Consider the following 20,042-nt stretch of genomic DNA (forward strand, 5'->3'; position numbering starts at 1 on the left):
GGGAGAATGTGCCAAAGGTGTTAAAGCATAGGTGTGCGTACCTGAATGGGGCACTGACGGCTTAATTGGATTACAATCATATACTTGGTCTGAGTAATTATACTCATCTCCTAACTGAGATGTACCCCAGCTATTCTTCTAGCGCAACAACTTAGTGCTGACTTAATTCTGCTTGATGACATGAAAGCGCGACGTACTGCGAAAGACAGAGGTTTGAGCATCACAGGCATTCTTGGAATTCTAGATCAAGCGGCAACCATGAAGCTGATCAACCTGCCTGATGTCGTCCAAAGTCTTCAAAACACATCCTTCTGGGTATCTGATAGTTTGTTTCAAAGGTTATTAGATAAACACCCTTAAGGCTTCACTTCATTGGATAAGATTTTAGGGTGCGTCAGATCGATTCACTCATGATGCAAAAGAGTAACTTAACGACTGACTGACACACCATCTTGACCCAGGCACATCGTTAATGATTGAGCAACCTGCGGAATGTTAGATAAAGCGCCCCAATGATCGCAATTTTTTTGGGTGTGATGCCCTCAGAATTTTGCTCGCACGGTGAATTGATAATTACCGCCGGGTTCTAGTTGGTAATCGCTACGTTCTAGGAAGCGGTTTAAGGGTTCGAGGATGAGGGCGCGGCCAAGAGAGGGAGAGACTTGGAGACGGCCTTTACGGAATTGCCATTGAAATTCCCATGTATAATCCGCTGCTCGGACTTCACCGCTAATCCGGCCCTGTTGCCAAGATTGATCGGTGATCCGAACATGGGCAGTGGTTTGGGGGGCAAGGCTCATGGTAGATAGGCAGGTCATGGGGTGAAGGGGGATGAGCAAGGGGCGATAGGTAGGCTAAAGCGGATAGGTACGCTAAAGCGAATTGCCCTTCTTAATGATTGAAAATTTTCTCAAATTGTGGGGTAGCACAATCTAAATCGGCGGGAAATCAGCAAATTCCTTGCGGGTTCATCATGGCAGAGGTGGCCCAAAGTAGTACGCTAACAAAGGGACTATTGATAAAATTCTATGACAACAGCAGCTAAACCCCCGGATCCGAGTCCGACGGAAAATAGTAAAACTCTGGGCGATCGCTTCAAATCCGGCGTAGAGCGGCCCGTCGTGATCTTCATGGCGGCCCTCCATGGCCTCACCCCCTTGCTTTGTTGGCTTTTCCCCTCCGCCCTTGGGGTAGGGATGCTTTTCGCCCTCTACCTCTTAACCGGCCTGGGGATTACCGTCGGCTATCACCGTCGCCTCACCCACCAAGCGTTCCAAGCTCAGGGCTGGGTGGATCATATCTTAGCCGTGTTGGGGCTATTGGCGGGGGAGGGGCCGCCGATTTTCTGGGTGGCGCACCATCGCAAACACCACAAACATAGCGATTTACCCGGCGATCCCCACAGTCCTAAAGATGGCTTTTTTTGGGCCCATTGGCTCTGGATCTTCCCCAAACAGGATAAACGGCGGCTAGGGGTGCTCTATCGGCGCTGGGCCCCGGATCTGTTGGGCAATGAATTTTATCTGCTCCTGGAACGGTCTTATTTCTATTGGCATTTGGCGCTCCTGGTGGGGCTGGCGGCGTTGGGCTATCTCGTTGGCGGTTGGTATATGGCCGGCTCCTTTGTGGCCTATGGCTTTTTCCTGCGGATGATTGTCGTGTTGCATATCACCTGGATGGTGAACTCGGTGGCCCATGTGTGGGGTTATCGCAACTATGAAACCACGGACACCAGCCGCAACAACCCCGTAGTGGGGATTTTGGCCCATGGGGAAGGCTGGCACAATAATCATCACCATATCCAGCAGGCGGCGAACCATGGGCAACGGTGGTGGGAATTTGACCTCAGCTTTTTGGTGATTAATGCCCTAGCGGTGCTGAGTTTGCCGTTGAAATGGGTGGGTTGGGGCGATCGCCGTCCCGTCTACCAACTCAAGGTTTATTCCTACGCAGACCAGAAAATTACCACCCGGTTTCGCAATTAGCATTGGGAGGTTCTCTCTCGTTACTTGGCTCTGCCAAGTAACGCATCCCAGGAGGGCTTCTGCCTCCCGTCAACAGGCGGCAGAGCCGCCTAATGCCTGTGCCACGGCAGAGCCATGGCACGAGAGCAAGGGGGCGTTGGCGTAAGCCTGACGGAGGCACAAAAATTTTTCGCCCCTACCAGATAACTAACAATTTCGTTTAACCTTAATAGAGATGGGGGCTAGCGGCCCCTGGATTATCCTTTTCACAATTAAGGAGATCATCTCCCCATGGCCAACGAGCAAGACCGCATTATTATCTTTGACACCACCCTCCGCGATGGCGAACAGTCCCCCGGTGCAACGCTGAACGTTGATGAAAAACTGACGATCGCCAAAGCACTGGCCCGACTGGGGGTGGATGTGATTGAAGCGGGTTTTCCTCGTGCCAGTACCGGCGATTTTGAAGCGGTGCAAAAAATTGCTGACCAAGTGGGGACGGAAAACGGCCCGACGATCTGCGGTTTAGCACGGGCAACGAAAGAAGATATCCGCCAAGCAGCCGAAGCGGTGAAACCTGCTGCCAAGGGTCGCATTCATACGTTTATCGCCACCTCTGATATTCATTTAGAATACAAACTCCGTAAGACCCGCCAAGAGGTTTTGGCCATCATCCCTGAGATGGTGGGCTATGCCAAATCCTTGATCAATGACATTGAATTTTCCCCCGAAGATGCGGGGCGCAGTGACCCGGAATTTTTGTATCAGGTGTTGGAAGTGGCGATCGCCTCTGGGGCTACCACCGTCAACATTCCCGATACCGTGGGCTACACCACGCCGGAGGAGTTCGGGGCGTTAATTCGCGGCATTAAGGAAAATGTTCCCAACATTGATCAGGCGATTATTTCCGTCCATGGCCACAATGATTTAGGGTTAGCGGTGGCGAACTTCCTCTCAGCGGTGCAAAATGGGGCGCGACAATTGGAATGCACGATCAACGGTATTGGCGAGCGGGCCGGTAATGCGGCTTTAGAAGAGTTGGTAATGGCCCTCTATGTGCGCCGTGGCTTTTATAACCCCTTCTTAGGGCGGCCAGCGGAATCGACGGAACCCCTGTGCAATATTGACACGACGCAGATTTATAAAACCTCCCGCCTGGTGTCCAATTTAACCGGGATGTTGGTGCAACCCAATAAGGCGATTGTGGGGGCCAATGCCTTTGCCCATGAATCGGGGATTCATCAGGATGGCGTGTTAAAACACCGCCTCACCTATGAAATTATGGATGCAAAATCCATCGGCTTAACCAAAAATCTGATCGTTTTGGGTAAACATTCGGGCCGCCATGCCTTCCGCGATCGCCTCCAAACCCTCGGTTATGACCTTTCCGAAACGGATTTAAACAAAGCGTTTTTGCGGTTTAAGGATTTAGCCGATAAGAAGAAGGAAATTAGCGATCTCGATTTAGAGGCGATCGTTAATGATGAAACCCAGCACGTCCCGGAACTGTTCCATTTAGAATTAGTGCAAGTTTCCTGTGGCGATCGCGCCCGCCCCACCGCCACGGTGACGCTCCGCACCCCCCAAGGGGAGGAACTCACCGATGCGGCCATTGGGACGGGGCCGGTGGATGCGGTGTATAAGGCAATTAACCGGGTGGTGAATATTCCCAACGAACTGATCGAATATTCGGTGAAGTCTGTCACTGAGGGCATTGATGCCATGGGTGAGGTGACGATTCGCCTCCGCCATGAGGGGCGGACGTTCTCCGGCCATGCGGCGAATACGGATATTATCGTCGCTTCGGCCCGGGCCTATATCAGCGCCCTCAACCGCCTCTCGGCAACGCTCAACCAAACGGAAAACCCCATCCACCCCCAAACAGCAGCTTTGGCTTAAGGTTCTCCATAAATCACAATTCTGTAGGGGCGAAAAATCTTTCGCCCCCGGCAGGCCAGAGTTTTGCGACTTGTCAACGAGATTAACTTAGCTTGAGCTTTTGGGGAACAGGGAAACTTTGTGGATGTACCCACAGACGAGATAGAGCTAGCTAACGGTGAAGTTGAGTGGCGGGCAAGAGCCTAAACACCATTTGGCTTGGGCGGTTGCGATCGCACGCTTGACCCCGCTCAATTATGGGTTGTACTCCTACAACTCACCCTTGGCTCCATCATCACCCTAGGCATCTTCACGGGGTTAGCCTGGCAATTCAATTCAAACTCCCAGAATTAACGATGCTGCAAACCCGCCTCCAAGCTAAATTCCTCCAGCGGGGCTAAACCCTTGGGGCGATTTAACCTTGCCCATCACCCGCCGTAAATAACCTTTGCATCAATAGGATGGTGCGTTCCCAATAATCTATCGGTGGAGTAGTGAGAGTTGCAGTAGGGAACGCACCCTACAAGATCAGGGATCACACTAAATTTTTTGAGTTGCCATTTGTTCAGAGGAAACCCAGCCACAATGGAAACCAAAAGGTACACGCTGAGGAAGCATAACCCGTGCTACAGGTTCAGACGTGATGTTTTGGGCATTTAAAATCAGTAACTCTGACTTATTGGCAATGGTATCGTGAATGTAAGTGATTACCCAACCATCATCTTCAACAGTTGCTTGAGGACGAGGAACAAACACACATTCACCCCCAAAACGCCCACGCCCAAAGAAATAGCTTTCACTTGTGCCTGTTTCTAAGTCATATTTTTTCACGCCATCAAGCAGGGGTTTGGGGCTGGCGTAAACTGCACCCTGTCCAGCGTAGATGTAACGCATTTTGCGCCCAACCAACTGATCATTAATTCTTGGAAATTCTGTAACTTGATCATCAAGCAACTCTTGAGTGATAGCTCCTGTTTTGAGATGAATCCGCCAGCGACACATTTTGGCAATTTCGTTTTCAGAACTGTTACCGTTGTCACTATCGTCAGGAATTAAGAGATTAGTTGAAGGCATCCGCAAGCCCAAGAGAACTATCTCTTCTCCTTCTTCGTAAGCATTGACGGTATGATAAACCATGCAAGTTGGCACTTCAAACCAGCGTAGAGTCTTGTTATCCCCGTGGCGTAGCATAATGCCAATACGACTTTTACGTGTGCGGTCAAAAGCTAGAGGAATTCCACCTTTAATCATTTGTCCTGGCTTAAAGGTTAGGGGCATATCTAAGAAAATTGAGTAATTTTCCGTAATGGCAAAATCATGCATCATTACAGGGGCAGGCAACTCAATCGGCACAATGCGGGTAATTTCTCCTGTTGCTGTGACGACACCATAGGATAGGTACGGTGGAGCAATGGGAGAAAATCCAAAAAACATCATTTCCCCTGTGACAGCATCTATTTTGGGATGAGCTGTAAAAGCACAGGTGAGTTGATTGTTAAAAGTGTGAGCGCCAAGGGTTTCTAAGTCTGGGACGCGAATATGATGGGGTACTCCTGCTTCACACAAGACTAAAAGTTTCCCAGCGTGCCAAATTACAGATGTATTGGCAGGATTTTTAATCATGATGTCGTAAGGAGAGTCAAATCGAGGTAGGTTGAGTAAACCTGGCCAAATCGCTTTGCCTTGTTGTTTTTCAATTTTTAGAGTTTCGGTCTCCACGTAGCGGTTAAGGTAGCTCGCTTTACCATTGTTGATGTTGACTCCATGCAACATACCATCACCATCAAACCAGTGATATAGTCCAATGGGTGGAAAAAGGGGATTAGGGGAAATGCGTAAAAACATCCCCGATAATTCTTGGGGAAGTTGACCAATTACGGGTAAATCACCAGCGGTAATTTCTTCTTTGACTGGGGCAAAATTGTCTTGTAAAAATAACCTGCTTAAGGTTTTTTGAATTTCTTTGATTTCTGGAGGTTCAATGTTATTAATGAGCTGACTCATGACACGGTAAGGTGTATCTGAGTAAGTACCTTTTTTTTGTACTGCATCGCTACTTGGGGTTTTCGGTGTAGCCAATTTGGCCATGAATTGTGGGTCGAGGAAAGCCCCTAGTAGGCGTTGTTTAAGGGCGAGTTGGCGAGCTTCTCTTTTGGGTATGCTGGCTAGAAGTTCTGTTTCGATTTCTTCTACCGCTGAATCAAGGGCAATTAGTGTTTCCAGTGATTGACATAGTTCACCATAATCTTCATCACTGGGATTAGTACCTAAGTATGCTTGTAGCCAGGCGTAAGCTTCCTGAGACTGGACTGGTTCACCTGCTAATAAAGGTTTGATTTCTGGATCTTCTGCTAGTCCTTTTTGATTGGCTACTTGCTGCAAGTATAGTTTTTCTCCTGGTTCTAGCACTCCATCTAACCAAGCAACACCACAGAGAACTTTTAACAATTGTTTATCATCTTTGATTTTGGCAACAAAAACTGATTTAGGAATCCCTATATCAAAGTTTTCATGACGTTTGGCTCGACGACGGATGTTTTTTTCGCTGTTATATAAGGTATTGATGCGATCGCCTGTTTTGATAACAATATACAAATCAGGTGCGCCTTTCAACATTCCTGTGAACATTCCTTTGAAGTCTTTTTCAGTGTAATTTATTTCAAATTTGCCTTCGCTATCTGTAACTGCTTCCCCTAAATTATCATCCTTGAGCATGTCCTTATCAAAAGCTTGAATGATGAGATTAGGGACTCCTAAACCAGTTTCAGCCTCATAAACTTTGCCCGTAACTTTATATGACATGGAAAAACTCCTTACTCAACTGGTGAAACGTTGCTTTGAACAATATGAGAAAGCCAACGGTGGCGATTACCCAGTCGCCGCCAAAAAACGATGATTCAGAATCACGGCCGACCGGCGACTTGGGTGGATCGCATTGTTCGGAAATGGCCAAGTTGGCCCACAAACCAGTATAAGTAGGTAGGCTCAATTAAATGTAAAATGACTCGATCTGCGTAACCCATGCTGCACAAGGATTTGACATTTCCAGAGATTGCAGCATCTTACAAATGATTAGTCCCTCCTACTTAGCTCGAAGTTCGGAAGAGCTGATGTCCCAATCAGGTATACAAACTGCTGTCGGTGCCAGTGCCACATCGCCGAACTATTTATTAGACCGCAGCTTCAAGATAGCTCACCTCTGGAGGGTCTTGTCAAGCACTGGCGGTAACTCCAATATTATGGGTATTATCTTGCATTGGCGGTCTAACAACACCCGTTTTGGTCGTCTTTTAGCGCAAATCCTGTTATGGAAGTGCCTCAACCGTCCCTCGATCGCCTCCACCAAGCCATCCACTTTCACCCGTCGGGGTTAATGGGGAATCTCATTATCGCCTAGGTGTGGGGGCGAAAAATTTTTGTGCCTCCGGCAGGCTTACGCCAACGCCCCTACATCATTTCCTATTCCCTTCCTCCTCAAACCACCTCCAAATCCAAACCCCAACCCTGAAGCGTCCCCGTATCCCCCGGCACACGGTCAATCACCCATAATTGCCAAGTTCCCAAGGCGGGGCGATCGCACAACTGGGCTAGGGTGGGGTTGAGGCGAGAACTGTAGGTGCGATCTAAACGGATTAACCGTCCCAGATTGCGGCTTTGCAATAACACGGTGATCCCGTGGGGACTGCGGAGATAAATCTCTAAATCCCCTAAAAATTCATGGGTGATCTCCACCCGCACCGCTAAAGCGGTAATTTTGCCCCCTTGGGTAATTTCCAAACTACTCAGTAACCCTTGGGGGTTATGGTCGGGAATCGCCACAGCCAAGCTACTGTAGCGATTGATCTGACGCTTCACCACGGGGGCGATCGCCCGCTGCCGTCGCTGGGCCTCCAATACCGCTTGATAGGCATTCACCTTGCCATAGCCAAACCACTGGCTGTGGCCCTTATTATCATAGGTTCCCAGCGTTAACCCCAATTGGGGATCGGGGTCGCGATCGACGATTTTATCCGCTGTTTGCGCTAACAACTGTTTCACCTCAGCGGCAGTTAAATTCGGGTTCACCGATAACACCAACGCCGCTACCCCTGCCACCACTGGGCAGGCGCTGGATGTGCCGCCAAAATTGCGGGTAAAGTTGCCGCGATCATAGCCCCAATCCCCTAGTTGATCGGTGGTAAAGATGCCCAACCCTGGTAAAGCTGTTCGTACAGCGGGAGCAGTGGCCATAAAGCCGCTTTTCGCAAACCACATTCCCGGCGGTGCGTTGTTACTGGGGGCCGTCAGGGTGATATGGGTTCCCCAATTGCTATAGCTGGATTTTTTCCCCAAACTGGTACAGGCGGAAACGGTGATCACATCGGGATGGGTGGCAAAGCCACTGAGCCAATCCGTCGGGCCTTTGAGGAGGTCGTTGGGCCAGCCCTGTTCGTAGAGGGTTCCCTGGACGGGACGGTTGGCATTGCCAGCGGCGAAGACGATGACGCAGCCTTTGCCTTGGCGGCCTTGGGTGGCGGCTTTATGGATGACCGCCCTTTGGCGGAGGGAAAGGGGGAAATGGACGGCGGCGGCTCCCCAACTACAGGAGATCACACTGGCTCCTTTTTCTATGGCCCAGTTAAACAGGTTTTCGATCGCATTGTCATCGAGATAACCCGTGGTACGCAGGGGCATCAGGGCGCAACCGGGGGCCACACCGACGATCCCGGAGCCATTTTCTTCAGCGACAGCTACGCCAGCGCAGGCGGTGCCGTGGCTTTCCTGCGGCTCAGTGGGGAGGGGGGCAAAGTCGCGATCGCGAAAATCGTAGGGGGCGACAATTTTTCCCGGCCCCTGAAAATCGGGGTGGTTGAGATCAATGGCATCATCGGCGATCGCCACCACCACCGAGCGACTCCCCCGTGTGATATCCCAAGCCTGCTCACAGTCAATATGGGAGCTAGGGGCTAACTGGGTTCCCCCCTGATGGTGGAGATACCATTGTTCTGAATAATGGGGATCACGGGGGCGATAAAAGGATTCTTGGAGGAAAATTAGATTGGCTTCAGCGGTTAAAACCTCCGGGTTGGCCATCAGGTGATTGGCTAGCTTAATCGGGTTTTCCGTGGCTTGGAGCGTGACACGGTAAATCGCCGTGTTGGGAATACCTTCCAGGGGGCGATCGCTCACCAACCCCAAGGGAGCCGTTAACGCCAACTGCTCCTCTGCATCCACCTCCGCCCCAAACTGCACCGTGATTTCATCGGTGAGATAGAGCCGAGTTTCGGGGCTATTGTGGAGTTGATAGACATGGCTGGCAAAACTCACCCCTTCACTGTGGCGGGCCGCCGCCATTGCCGCCTCCAAATTGGCTGGCGCGACAACAAACTCCAGCAACGGCGTTTGGGGGATGGGGTGACGGTTGAGGCGATCGAGTTCCGGGGGGAGCGGCGCGTCGGGATGGGTGGGCCGCAGCGTGAAGCGATCGCCCACCTTCAACAGTAATAATTCTTCCCCGCCCCGTTGGAGCGTCAAGGCAAGATTCGGTTCAGAGACCATGGGCAATTCCCCGCAAACGTAAAGCTGGCAAAGATCTAAGCGCGGATCACAATCCTAATGCGAGTAGGCTTTGCTCAACTGCACTTAGATAGTTGTTCAGAATATCACGGGAGAGGGCTGAGTTTTTGGGTTAACTCTTGGTGCAAAGCGAGGTAATGTCTATAATTCCCTGCCCATTCGACAAATATTTGATCATCATTAGTTTTGCCTTGACTATATTGGGTGAAAAATTCAGCAGAATCAAGATTGTACTGTGCTTCATAGATAGTCAATTGTTTCACAATCGCAACAAAAGCATCTAAGAGAGATGTGTATTGAATAATGTTCTTTTTCATTACAAAAATCTCCAGTTTAAAAAATTCAATTAAGCTACTTGAGCTTTTGGTAATAACTTTGCCGATCTTAAATTTTCAGATCAAGCAACGAGTCTTTAAGTTATTGTTTTACAGAATTGTTTTCGACAGAAATACCCATCTGTTGACAGTCACGATTGGAAATCGTGCCATCAGGTAATGTCGTCTGACATTTTGAAGTCTCTAAATTTAGGCCACACCGGATTAGAGATCCATTTGTAGACCTGTGCCTACTGGATCTTGAGATAAAAAGGCGCGATCGCTTGGCAACGGTGCAACTGCCTCCGTCAGCGTAAATTCCCCCGCCATAATCCAAGCCTTTAAACAGTCCGCCACCTGTTGGGAACGGTATAAACTCGCTAAGGGGGCTGTGCGTACCGATTGCCCCTCAATGGTGATCCGCCCCGATTTCAATTGGCCGTAGGAGACTAAGCCGAAGGTGGGCCGCACCCGGCGGGGGATGGAAAAATCCATCACGGGCGCAACAATCTCCGCATCCTGAACCGCACAGCGAGCCACCACCTCCTCATCCAACACCGCCAAGGGAACCCCCACCCCCAACATGATCGAGGGGCCATAATGTTTGAAATAACAACCCCGCACCCAATCCGGGGACATTTGTTTCGCATCGCCAATCAGGGCGACGGTGGCCGCTGGACCAATCGGTGTCCGATTCGGGAGCCGTTTTTGAAGCGGGAAATGCTGGGTTCCCTCCCAAGCCACATAACCCACGCCCCCACCCAGAAAAATTTTTGTGCCAATGCCCACCCCCGTTAAATCGGGATCATTGAGTAGGGGGGATAAAGCGCCTGGGTTGGAATAAACCGCATTGCCCAGGCCCGGCTGGAGTACGCCGAGATAGGTGTGGAGGGGGCGATCGCTCCCATTTACGCCGACAATAAAATTTTGATAAAGATTGCGGGGATTGAATAAATAAAACTGATTAATCGTTTCGGCGCGAATCGTCGTTTCCCAGGAAGCACGGGGGTAACAGTCCGTCACATGGCCCGTCGCCCGCAACGTCACCCCCTGGCCGGCAATTAAACGCTCAATCACATGACCGCCGCCCCTTTCCTCATTTTCCCCCTCCAGATTGCTATCCTGAATCATCGTTGCGCCAAGATAGAGATCCACCGCCCCCAACCCCGCATAGGCCGGCACATCATCTAGCCAACATTGGCGGATCTTAATCGGCGGATCGGTGTGGCCAATGTTGAGAAAAGCCCCCGTCGATTCCATCGGTTCAAAAGTACCCGTGGTGATCACATCAACGGTGGCGGCAATTTGGGCGATCGCCCCCACCCCCTCCGCTGCCACCCGCTGTTTCACCTCCGTCACGGTTAAGGCTTGGGCTTGACCCTGACGAATTTTGGCGTTAATTTCCGAAATACTGCGCTGCACCACCATAGTTCCTTAATTTGAGGAAGGTTTATAAAAATAGACAGATTCAAAACTATTGATTTGAGGACGATGGGCCAAATCCTGAACCCGCTGGAAAAATTCCACCGTTTTAGGCTTGATCCATCCCCGCTCAATGGCCAATTGCTCTAGGGCGCGGGGATCTGACTGTTGCTCTACCTGTAATGCTTCAATTTGCCCATGACTCAACAACCCCGCTACTTCCAAATAGTCTAGTAATCGATGGGCATAATGTTTTTGCAGCCAACGGGGTAACTCGACTAAAAAAAAGTGTACGGTTTTCGGTTCAAGCCAGCCGTGTTGAATGGCCAACTCACCAAAGCGTTGATCCGGATCCTTCGCCTGTTTGACCAATAACACTTCCACCTGATGCATCGTTAGTAAACCCGCTTCATGGAGTAACAAACCCAAGGGTTTTTTAAATCGATAAATTCCCAGTTTTTGCCGGAGAATTAAACTGAGCATCGGGATAATCCCTAACAAATAACGTCGCCACAGTCGCCTCGGTTCGCGAGCCAAGCGATACACCCATTCTAAACCCGTTTCACTGAGTTGGCGGGGCGCACGGGGAACCACCCCGGCTTCAAAGTCAATAGTGGCCCCAATGGCGAGAAAAATTTTAATTTCCTTCAGATAGGAACGGTATTTATAAATCCATTTTTCTTGCTTGGGTGCGCCTAGGCCAACCGCCAGAACATTGGCATTAGTGGCATTAATCATGTCAATAATTTCGTGACATTCCGCTTCATTTTTTTCAAATCCATAGGAAGGCGAATAGGTTGCAACGACCATTTCTCGACCCACCTTTTCATTAATATTTTTTTGAGCTTGGAGGGCAACACCTGGGCCGGCTCCGAGGAGAAAAATACGAATATCAGGATCGTTGCGGTAATGCCAATAAAATGCCGGGAAAAAATCTGATCCTGAAATTTTTTCGCGGATTTTTTTACCAAAAAACCAAGAAATATAAATCAAAATTTGGCTGTCACAAATAACATAATCCGCATTACGATAGACATGAAAAAACTCAGGATCATTTTGGAGTTGAATCAGGTGATCTGCATTGGGTGTCACCACAAATCCCCCCTGCTTAATGTCGTCTAACAGTTGCGCAAGGGAAAGATTATCAATGGTGATATTGAGAATGTTGATTTTGCTCATAGCAATGGGGCAGGGGAGGGGCAGATCAGAAAAGTATCATCTCATTAAACGCGATAAGACGATGGGGAGCATCTCAGTTTGCAAACCATCCCCACCCTGCCTAGGTGGGAGGGGTCGGGGTGAGACCTTTAGGAGCAACTGGGACAAATGAGAGTTTCTCAGACGATGGCTATTCTGATTATTCACGCCCCATGATCAAATTCAGGTCGAAGGGGGCAATAGGGCTTTTCCAGATCAGATCAAGCACAGCTTATTGCCATTACCCTACCGGGGGAGGGGACTGAAGTTCCTACTCCGGGTTGCCATTTTAAAGGGAAAGGTGGGGGGGAATTTTGCCTTGGGGCGATCGCCAATGGTTGAGAATATCCTGTAACACCACCTCGGTAAACCAAATTCGACCGACAATTGTTAAGGGGAGGGAGAGAAATAACCCCGGAATGCCAAAGGCGATGGCAAAAAACAGTTGGGTCAATAGGGTAATGGCGGGTAAGGGTGTTGTCACCTGTTCCCCCTGGGGGAGCAGCCGAGGGGTGAGCCAATGGCTCGCCCATTGATGGATGGCAATGTAGAGCATGAGGATAATTAAGGATTTCCAGGGTTGATCGAGGAGGGCGATCGCCATAGGGGGAATCACGCTTAATCCCACGCCTAGGGTGGGAATGAGTGTAAAAAAGCCCGCCATTAACGCCTGGGAGAGGGCGAGGGGAATCCTGAGCAGGATCAGGGCGGTTAACGATAACCCCGTGACCACCACCACATTAAAAGCAACCCGGCTGAACCAGTCCTGGAGGGCGCGATCGCACATCGTCAGAATTTCATCCACCCGATGACGATAAAAGGCGGGAAACAGGCGGATCAAAACACTGCGATAGGCTTGGGGGCTGGCCAGTAACATCAGGGTTAACGCAGTTAATAAAATCAGATTGAGCAGCGCCCCTAGGGTGTTGGAGAACAGGCTCCAGCCTTCGCCGAGGAGATTATTGGCTAATTCGGGGATTTCCGCGACAATCGCCTCCCAATCCGGCAACAGCGCCCAAAACTCCGGCCGAAAACGCCGCTCAATCTGGGCTAAACCCGGCCCCAAGCGATCCATGCCTTGAATGACTTGATCCGGAAGTTGATTAATCTGCGTTACCAAGGGGGGGACTAACAACCCGAAAAAACTGGCGATCAAGAGTAACGACAGGCCGATGGTGATGGCCAAGGCGGCGGGGCGTTGCAGCTTTGATCCCTGCTCTAAGCGCCGCACCACACCGGAAAGGGCATTGGCCAACATGACCGCCCCGATCACAATCACCCACAATTGCCGCAGTTGCCAGGCAACATAGAGGGCAATTAAGCAGAGGATTAACCCAAACCAATGACCCACTTTCATCAGGGTTGCTCCTCGCGGTGGGGGGCGGATTGTTGCCCCCGCATACCCAGCAAAATTGCCAAGAGGAGTGGCGGTAGGGTGATCATGGCGATCGCATTCACCGAGGTCGGGGCGATTCCCCATTGGGGGGCTAAATATTTAATCCCCAAAGCGAGGCCTAGGGTTCCCCCTAGAAGTTTGAGTAAGAATCCGCTTGTTTGACCCATGGATAAAGATTCCGGTACATTTGCCCATGCTCCATAATATCGCCATCAGATTTGATTGTTGTGGCTTTTGGTGGCCCAAGCCAAGTAGGGGCGAAAAATTTTTCGCCCCCACCCTAGTATTTTCGCCCCTACCCTAGTATTTTCGCCCCCACCCTAGTATTTTCGCCCCTACCCTAGGATTTGGAGATTTTATCCCTTCGTCCCATGGATTAGAGTGCGAGTTGCATCGATTCCTTGCGCAGTAAAGACACGAGGGATTCATCCCCACGGATTGCGGCCACCTGAATCCGTCGCTCCAAATTGCGGCGGAGATTGGCTAAATGGGTTTCCTGAATGGGCTGCGCTGCAATCGGGTCAAAAGGGTGACAGGCCATTATCCCCGCTGACGCTTGGATCGGCACAGTACTGTTCAATTCAGGGCAAACATGATAGGAAACGCCTCGATAACAGAGCGTCGGTTTCGGTTTTGCCACCGGGATGTGATGGGGGGCAGAGCGGACATAATCTATGCCCCGGTAATAGCCGATCAATTCCTGATCGTGAACCTCTAGGGATAAAGGGGTGGGGTGATGATGAACCCCGCGATAACAACGTTGCATGATAAACCCTCGGATTGCTGAAAATCGGTCGATATTAAAGGGAAACTGATGAATGGATCTTAATGTTCGTAGTGAACGCCTCGATAGACGAATTCATAGGCTAGAGAGTTCACACGCCGGGGTTGTTCTTGATAATGGTGAATCCGCCAGGGTACACCCCGATAATGGCCGCCCACCTCCCCTGTTTGGACTGCAACAGTGGTGTGGTAAGGCTTGTAGGCGACACCACGATAAGATAATTTCACGGTGTTTCTCCTCCAATAACTTCTGTATCTAATGTAACAATTTATCGTTACTCACTGGTTAATGTTGCGAAAACTTGACAAGTGTTTCGAGGCAGGGATCAACAAGATCCGTAGCTTTACGGAGAAAAATTCGTTTTTGGCATTCCGCGAGGAGAATCAACAGCGATCGCCCCAAAAATCCGCTAAAGTACAGCTAAATTTCCTCCCGATCAACCCTCCATGTGCCGTTTATTGGCTTACCTTGGCCCGCCCATTGCCCTTGAGCAAATTCTCATTAAGCCGCCCCATTCCTTAATCGTCCAGAGTTATGCTCCCCGCGAAATGCAGGAGGCATTGCTCAATGCCGATGGTTTTGGCTTGGGTTGGTATCACAGTCAGCGCATGGAACTACCTTATCTTTACAAAAACACCTGTCCGATCTGGAATGATGTCAACCTTCCCCACCTGAGCCGCTATGTGGAAACCGGCTGTGTGGTGGGGTATGTGCGCAGTGCTACGCCGGGTTTAGCGGTGGAGTTGGGCAATTGCCAACCCTTTACGAAGGGGCATTTACTGCTGATGCACAATGGCTATATTGATCAGTTTCGCCACACGCTGCGCCGGCCGATGCGGAACCTGTTGAATGAGAAAGCCGATGAATGGGTGCAGGGCAGCACCGATTCTGAATACCTCTACGCTTTGGTGCTGACCTATTTGGAAACGATGCCCCTAGAAATGGCGATTCCCCAAGCCCTCCATACTATTGGTGCGTTAGCAGCGGAGCCGTTTTGCAAGTTCACCGCTACGACCATCGCCACGACGGGCGATCGCCTCATTGCCTGTCGCTATGCCAACTTTAAGATTCTCCCCAGCCTCTATTGGCTCCGGGATGATCCCCGCTATCCTGATGGGGTGATTTTGGCCTCTGAACCGCTGTTTGAGGGGAATTGGCAATCTTGCCCGCCCCAAAGTTGCTTAATTGTGGAGCCTAATCTCGATGTTCACATCACCCCCCTTTAATCCTGGGGATTTAATCGGGGCCTTAACGGCCTGCCGCGATCGCACCCTTGCCCTGTTTGCGGACTTAACCCCTGAGGAGTTTTACCAACAACTTCATCCCGATTTCAGTCCCCTCGGTTGGCATTTGGGCCACATTGGCTTTACGGAACGGTTGTGGATTTTGGAGTATTTAGCGGCGATGGATCTGCCCCCGGATCCCCGCCGTCAGCTTTGGGCCGCCGATGGCTTGCCCAAGGCGCAACGGCAACAATTGCCGGATTTTGCCACGGTTTGCCAAGGGTTGAGGGAGGTGCGATCGCAGGTTTTCGCCTATCTCGAACAAGCCCAAAATTTAGAGCAACTGCCCCTCTGGTGCTGGCTGCTGCAACATGAAAGCCAACACAATGAAACTATTGCCTTTTTAAAGCAATACCATCGGGGCCTTCCCGTTGCCCCCCGTTGCGATCCTTTACCGCCGCCGGATTTGGGCATGGTGGCGATTCCCGGCGGGAAGGTGATGATCGGGAATGATTCCCCTTGGGGGCAGGATAATGAGCAACCCCGGTATGGTGTAGAAGTTAAAGGGTTTTGGTGCGATCGCTTTCCCGTCACCCATGGCGAATATCAAGCCTTTATCGCAGCAGGGGGTTATCATGATCGCCAATATTGGACAGATCAAGGATGGCAATGGCGATCGCAAAACCAGATCACCCAACCCCTCTATTGGCAACCGGATTCACCTTGGCAATATCACCCCGTTTGCGGCGTGAGCCATTACGAAGCGGCGGCCTATGCTCGGTTTGTGGGGAAACGCCTGCCCACAGAAATTGAATGGGAAACCGCCGCCAGTTATACCGGCACAAATACCCTTACTTATCCTTGGGGAGAGGCAGAGCCGACAGCAAATCATGGCAACTTTGACGGCAACCTTGGCCAGACAACCCCAGTGAACGCCTACCCTTTCGGCCAAAGTTCTTCAGGCTGTTGGGATCTCCTCGGCAACGTCTGGGAATGGACAGCCAGCCCCTTTGCCCCCTATCCCGGATTTCAACCCTATCCCTATCGGGGCTATTCCCAAGCCTATTTTGATGGGCAACATTATGTAATGCGGGGGGGAAGTTGGGCAACGCGGCCCTGGGGATTACGCAACAGTTTACGCAACTGGTATCACCCTTGGGTTAGGGAAATTTTTGTCGGTTTCCGCTGCGCCCACTCGTAGGGGCCAAAAATCTTGCGCCCCTGCTCACGCCATTCCCCTAAACCACCCGCGCCCCGACGGTATCAATGGAGAGAATCCGCACCTTGGGGTTAATCCCTAACTCTCGCCAAGTGGCTTCCATCGTTGCCGCAACTGCATTGGCCTCGTCCGCATGGGCGATCGCCAACAAACTCGGCCCCGCTCCACTGATCACCAACCCATAGGCCCCCGCCCCTAGGGCTGCATCATAGATCTCCCCATAGCCCCGAATCAGCCCGGAGCGAAAAACTTGGTGCATCCGATCCTTGAGGGCCACCTGTAACCAATCCTCCCGCCCCGTTTCCAAGGCCCGCACCAACAGGCCAAAGTGGGCCACATTAAACACGGCATCCTTCATCTTGATCTCTGTGGGCAAAATCCCCCTTGCGGCTTCCGTTGCAACCGAGAAATCCGGCGTGGCTACCACCGGAATAAAGGCGGGATACCAAGGAATATCGGCAATGTACCAATCCTCTTCCTCCGGCAACGCCAACTGACAGCCCCCCAACAGGGCCGGCACAACATTATCGGGATGGCCTTCAATCTCAATGGCCAATTTGATCAATTCCCGAATCCCCAAGGGCTGCCCGGCGCAATGATTCGCCCCCACCAGTCCCCCCACAATTGCCGTTGCCGAACTCCCCAAGCCACTGCCAAAGGGGATACCCATATCCAGGGTTAACTGCATCGGGGGTGGCGTTTGGCCAAGTTCACCATAGAGACGACAAAAGGCACGATGGACGAGATTATTCTCCGGTTCAAGGTGGAGATGGCGGCCTTCTTCCCCCTGAATGGTGACAGTCCAAGTCGCCGCTGGGGTGAATTCAAAACGGTTATAGAGGGTGAGCGCTGCCCCCACGGTGTCAAAACCGGGGCCTAAATTGGCCGTCGTAGCCGGAACCATCACTTTTACCACAGGAGTTTTCCCTTACGCATCAGGCTTTTCAGCATAGTGGACAGCGGTTTGGCCTGTCTAGCGATCGCCCCTTCAACGTTCACAACTTTTTCACGAAGGTTTGTTACAGTAGGTAAAGTCACAAAACCAAAGAAAATCTTAAGAATTCTGGTCTTTAGGGCAAAAGGCCCATCTACTCAGCGGTTTTACTCTAACCTGATTCGTTCAATTGGTTGGCTAACTCTGCATCTCCCCCCTCCACTGGTCAATTTTGTCCGTCGTTAATCTCACCATCCATCCCACATCCTCAGGATTTCCTATGGTTGCCTCCATTTACGACAGTTCTCCTCAGCGCGAAGAAATTCAGCACCTCCAGCGGCGGCTCCAATTTGAAATTCAACGTCGCCAAGAGGCCGAAGCCCAACTTTATCGCCATCAAGCCGGTTTAGCCGTAGAAGCCTCTGGTTGGTCGATGGCCTCTTTCTATGAGAGTGTCTTTGCAACCGCCCCCCATGGCCTATTTGTGGTCAACGTTACCCCAGAAGGGGAGATGGTGATGGCCACTGTTAATCCGGTGATTGAGGCCTGGACTGGCTTAACGGCGGCGGATATTTGCGGAAAACCGCCAGAAGAGGCCTTTGGGGCAGAAATTGGCAGTCGCATCCGAGCCAAATATCAGCGCTGTATTGATGAGGGGCAAAGTATTGCCTATGAAGAATATGTTCCCTTTAATGGTCAGGATAGTTGGTCACAAACTACCCTCACCCCCCTACGGGATGCATCGGGTCAGATTTATCGGCTGATCGGCACAGCGGTAAACATCACTGACCAGAAGCTTGCGGAACAGAAGCTCGAACAGCAAGCGGAGATTTTAACCTCCATCCTCAACACGATGAGCGAGGGGATCATTGTTGCCGATACCAACGGTAATTTTCTGATTACGAATCCTGCGGCCGCCGAAATGTTTGGCAATACATTCAGCGAGGTTCGCCCCGAAGGTTGGTCAAGCCATTTTGGCTTATTTTTGCCGGATCAAAAAACCCCCTTTCCCATGGAGGAACTACCCCTCTTTCGCAGTTTAAATGGGGAATCGGTGAGTCATGTGGAGATGTTTGTGCGCCATGAACAGGCTCCCGATGGCCGTTGGGTGAGCATCAATGCTCGGCCCCTTAAGGATGTCTATGGTTTGTTGCAGGGGGGGGTGATTGTCTGCCGGGATATTACGGAGCGTAAGGCTTCAGAACTGCTCCAACAGGAACAAACCGAAAAACTACGCACGGCAATCCAAACCCTGAAACGTACCCAGAGCCAACTGGTGCAAACTGAAAAAATGTCCAGCTTGGGGCAGTTGGTGGCGGGGGTGGCCCATGAGATTAATAATCCGGTGAATTTTATCTACGGCAATCTCGTTCATATTGATGAATATGCTCAGGATCTTTCCGAGGTGGTAATGACCTATCAAGACCATTATCCCCAGCCTGCGCCGGATTTAGCGGAACTGATCGAAGAGAAAGATGTGGATTTTCTGCTTTCGGATCTCCCTCAGATGATTACTTCCATGAAGGTGGGTGCTCAACGGATTCGGGAAATTGTTGATTCTTTGCGAACGTTCTCGCGGTTAGATGAGGCGGAATGTAAGGATGTGGATCTCCATGAGAGCCTCGATAGTACGCTGATGATTTTGCAGCATCGCATTAAGGCGAAACCTGATCGCCCCGCGATTGAAATTCTCAAACAGTATGGCCAATTGCCGCAAATTGAATGCTATTCCGGGCAGTTAAATCAGGTGTTTATGAATGTGTTGGCCAATGGTATTGATGCTCTCGATGAGGATTATGCCCAAAGTGAGTCGAAATCATGGCGTGGGCAGATGGCGATCGCCACTCGTCTCATTGACATTGAGGGAAAAGCTCATGTGGAGATTTCGATTCGGGATAATGGCCCCGGCATTCCCAAGGAGATTCGCTCGAAAATCTTTGATCCCTTCTTCACTACGAAGGCGATCGGTAAAGGTACAGGGTTAGGGATGTCCATTAGCTATCAAATCATCACCGAAAAACACAACGGTAAAATTCAATGCCAATCTAAACCCGGTCAGGGGGCGGAATTTATCATTACGATTCCGGTGCAACAACGGCTCTCTCCAGCCCAATCTTGATCTCTTCAAAATCCGTAGGGGCGAAAAATTTTTCGC

Annotated in this window: 17 protein-coding genes; 6 read left to right on the forward strand and 11 right to left on the reverse strand. The window is 50.7% G+C overall.

Annotated elements, in window-relative coordinates; all coding sequences use genetic code 11:
- Positions 1-180 precede the first annotated feature (180 nt).
- The gene (locus VB712_RS00645; RefSeq protein WP_323251074.1) at positions 181-360 is read left to right on the forward strand and encodes a DUF3368 domain-containing protein; all 180 of its coding nucleotides are present in this window, start codon (positions 181-183) and stop codon (positions 358-360) included.
- Between the two features lie 182 nt (positions 361-542).
- On the opposite strand, the gene VB712_RS00650 is transcribed toward VB712_RS00645, so the two are convergent.
- Complete coding sequence (locus VB712_RS00650; protein ID WP_416236213.1) at positions 543-800, reverse strand: DUF3146 family protein; 258 nt, start codon at positions 798-800, stop codon at positions 543-545.
- Between the two features lie 228 nt (positions 801-1,028).
- Between VB712_RS00650 and VB712_RS00655 the strand changes: the two genes are divergently transcribed.
- Both VB712_RS00655 and VB712_RS00660 read left to right on the forward strand, forming a co-directional pair.
- Entirely contained in the window at positions 1,029-1,985 is a 957-nt protein-coding gene (locus VB712_RS00655) for an acyl-CoA desaturase (RefSeq protein ID WP_323251077.1), read from the forward strand.
- Between the two features lie 270 nt (positions 1,986-2,255).
- A complete protein-coding gene (locus VB712_RS00660) occupies positions 2,256-3,863 on the forward strand; it encodes a 2-isopropylmalate synthase (protein ID WP_323251079.1) in 1,608 nt (535 codons plus the stop codon).
- 519 nt (positions 3,864-4,382) lie between these two features.
- Here VB712_RS00660 and VB712_RS00665 read toward each other — a convergent pair.
- The 9 genes from VB712_RS00665 to VB712_RS00705 all read right to left on the reverse strand — a co-directional run bounded on the left by VB712_RS00665 (position 4,383) and on the right by VB712_RS00705 (position 14,738).
- Positions 4,383-6,644 (reverse strand): carotenoid oxygenase family protein, encoded by a 2,262-nt coding sequence (locus tag VB712_RS00665; protein ID WP_323251081.1) that lies wholly within the window; start codon positions 6,642-6,644, stop codon positions 4,383-4,385.
- A 672-nt stretch (positions 6,645-7,316) separates the two neighbouring features.
- Positions 7,317-9,380 carry a S8 family serine peptidase gene (locus VB712_RS00670; RefSeq protein WP_323251083.1) on the reverse strand — a complete coding sequence of 688 codons (2,064 nt, stop codon included), beginning with the start codon at positions 9,378-9,380 and terminating at the stop codon, positions 7,317-7,319.
- Between the two features lie 104 nt (positions 9,381-9,484).
- The gene (gene tumA, locus VB712_RS00675) at positions 9,485-9,715 is read right to left on the reverse strand and encodes an antitoxin TumA (RefSeq protein WP_323251085.1); all 231 of its coding nucleotides are present in this window, start codon (positions 9,713-9,715) and stop codon (positions 9,485-9,487) included.
- A 222-nt stretch (positions 9,716-9,937) separates the two neighbouring features.
- Positions 9,938-11,140: a homocysteine biosynthesis protein gene (locus VB712_RS00680; RefSeq protein WP_323251087.1), complete on the reverse strand. Its 1,203-nt coding sequence runs from the start codon at positions 11,138-11,140 to the stop codon at positions 9,938-9,940.
- Between the two features lie 6 nt (positions 11,141-11,146).
- Positions 11,147-12,313, reverse strand: a complete 1,167-nt coding sequence (locus VB712_RS00685) for a WecB/TagA/CpsF family glycosyltransferase (RefSeq protein WP_323251089.1) — start codon at positions 12,311-12,313, stop codon at positions 11,147-11,149.
- 307 nt (positions 12,314-12,620) lie between these two features.
- Positions 12,621-13,688 carry an AI-2E family transporter gene (locus tag VB712_RS00690; protein ID WP_323251091.1) on the reverse strand — a complete coding sequence of 356 codons (1,068 nt, stop codon included), beginning with the start codon at positions 13,686-13,688 and terminating at the stop codon, positions 12,621-12,623.
- Positions 13,688-13,894, reverse strand: coding sequence for a hypothetical protein (locus VB712_RS00695; RefSeq protein WP_323251093.1), 207 nt, complete (start codon positions 13,892-13,894; stop codon positions 13,688-13,690). Before VB712_RS00695 ends, VB712_RS00690 begins: the two co-directional genes overlap by 1 nt.
- A gap of 209 nt (positions 13,895-14,103) precedes the next feature.
- Positions 14,104-14,493, reverse strand: coding sequence for a DUF4278 domain-containing protein (locus VB712_RS00700; RefSeq protein WP_323251095.1), 390 nt, complete (start codon positions 14,491-14,493; stop codon positions 14,104-14,106).
- Between the two features lie 59 nt (positions 14,494-14,552).
- Positions 14,553-14,738, reverse strand: coding sequence for a DUF4278 domain-containing protein (locus VB712_RS00705; protein WP_323251097.1), 186 nt, complete (start codon positions 14,736-14,738; stop codon positions 14,553-14,555).
- 219 nt (positions 14,739-14,957) lie between these two features.
- Here VB712_RS00705 and egtC point away from each other — a divergent pair, with 219 nt between their 5' ends.
- Both egtC and VB712_RS00715 read left to right on the forward strand, forming a co-directional pair.
- A complete protein-coding gene (gene egtC / locus VB712_RS00710) occupies positions 14,958-15,737 on the forward strand; it encodes an ergothioneine biosynthesis protein EgtC (protein WP_323251099.1) in 780 nt (259 codons plus the stop codon).
- Complete coding sequence (locus tag VB712_RS00715) at positions 15,715-16,935, forward strand: SUMF1/EgtB/PvdO family nonheme iron enzyme (RefSeq protein ID WP_323251101.1); 1,221 nt, start codon at positions 15,715-15,717, stop codon at positions 16,933-16,935. Before egtC ends, VB712_RS00715 begins: the two co-directional genes overlap by 23 nt.
- Positions 16,936-16,972: 37 nt before the next feature.
- On the opposite strand, the gene thrB is transcribed toward VB712_RS00715, so the two are convergent.
- Positions 16,973-17,857 carry a homoserine kinase gene (thrB, locus tag VB712_RS00720; RefSeq protein ID WP_323251103.1) on the reverse strand — a complete coding sequence of 295 codons (885 nt, stop codon included), beginning with the start codon at positions 17,855-17,857 and terminating at the stop codon, positions 16,973-16,975.
- 310 nt (positions 17,858-18,167) lie between these two features.
- Here thrB and VB712_RS00725 point away from each other — a divergent pair, with 310 nt between their 5' ends.
- Positions 18,168-20,006: a PAS domain-containing sensor histidine kinase gene (locus VB712_RS00725; RefSeq protein ID WP_323251105.1), complete on the forward strand. Its 1,839-nt coding sequence runs from the start codon at positions 18,168-18,170 to the stop codon at positions 20,004-20,006.
- Positions 20,007-20,042: the final 36 nt, after the last annotated feature.

The organism is Spirulina sp. CCNP1310, from assembly GCF_034932185.1.
In the GTDB taxonomy this organism is placed as follows: Bacteria; Cyanobacteriota; Cyanobacteriia; order Cyanobacteriales; family Spirulinaceae; genus Spirulina.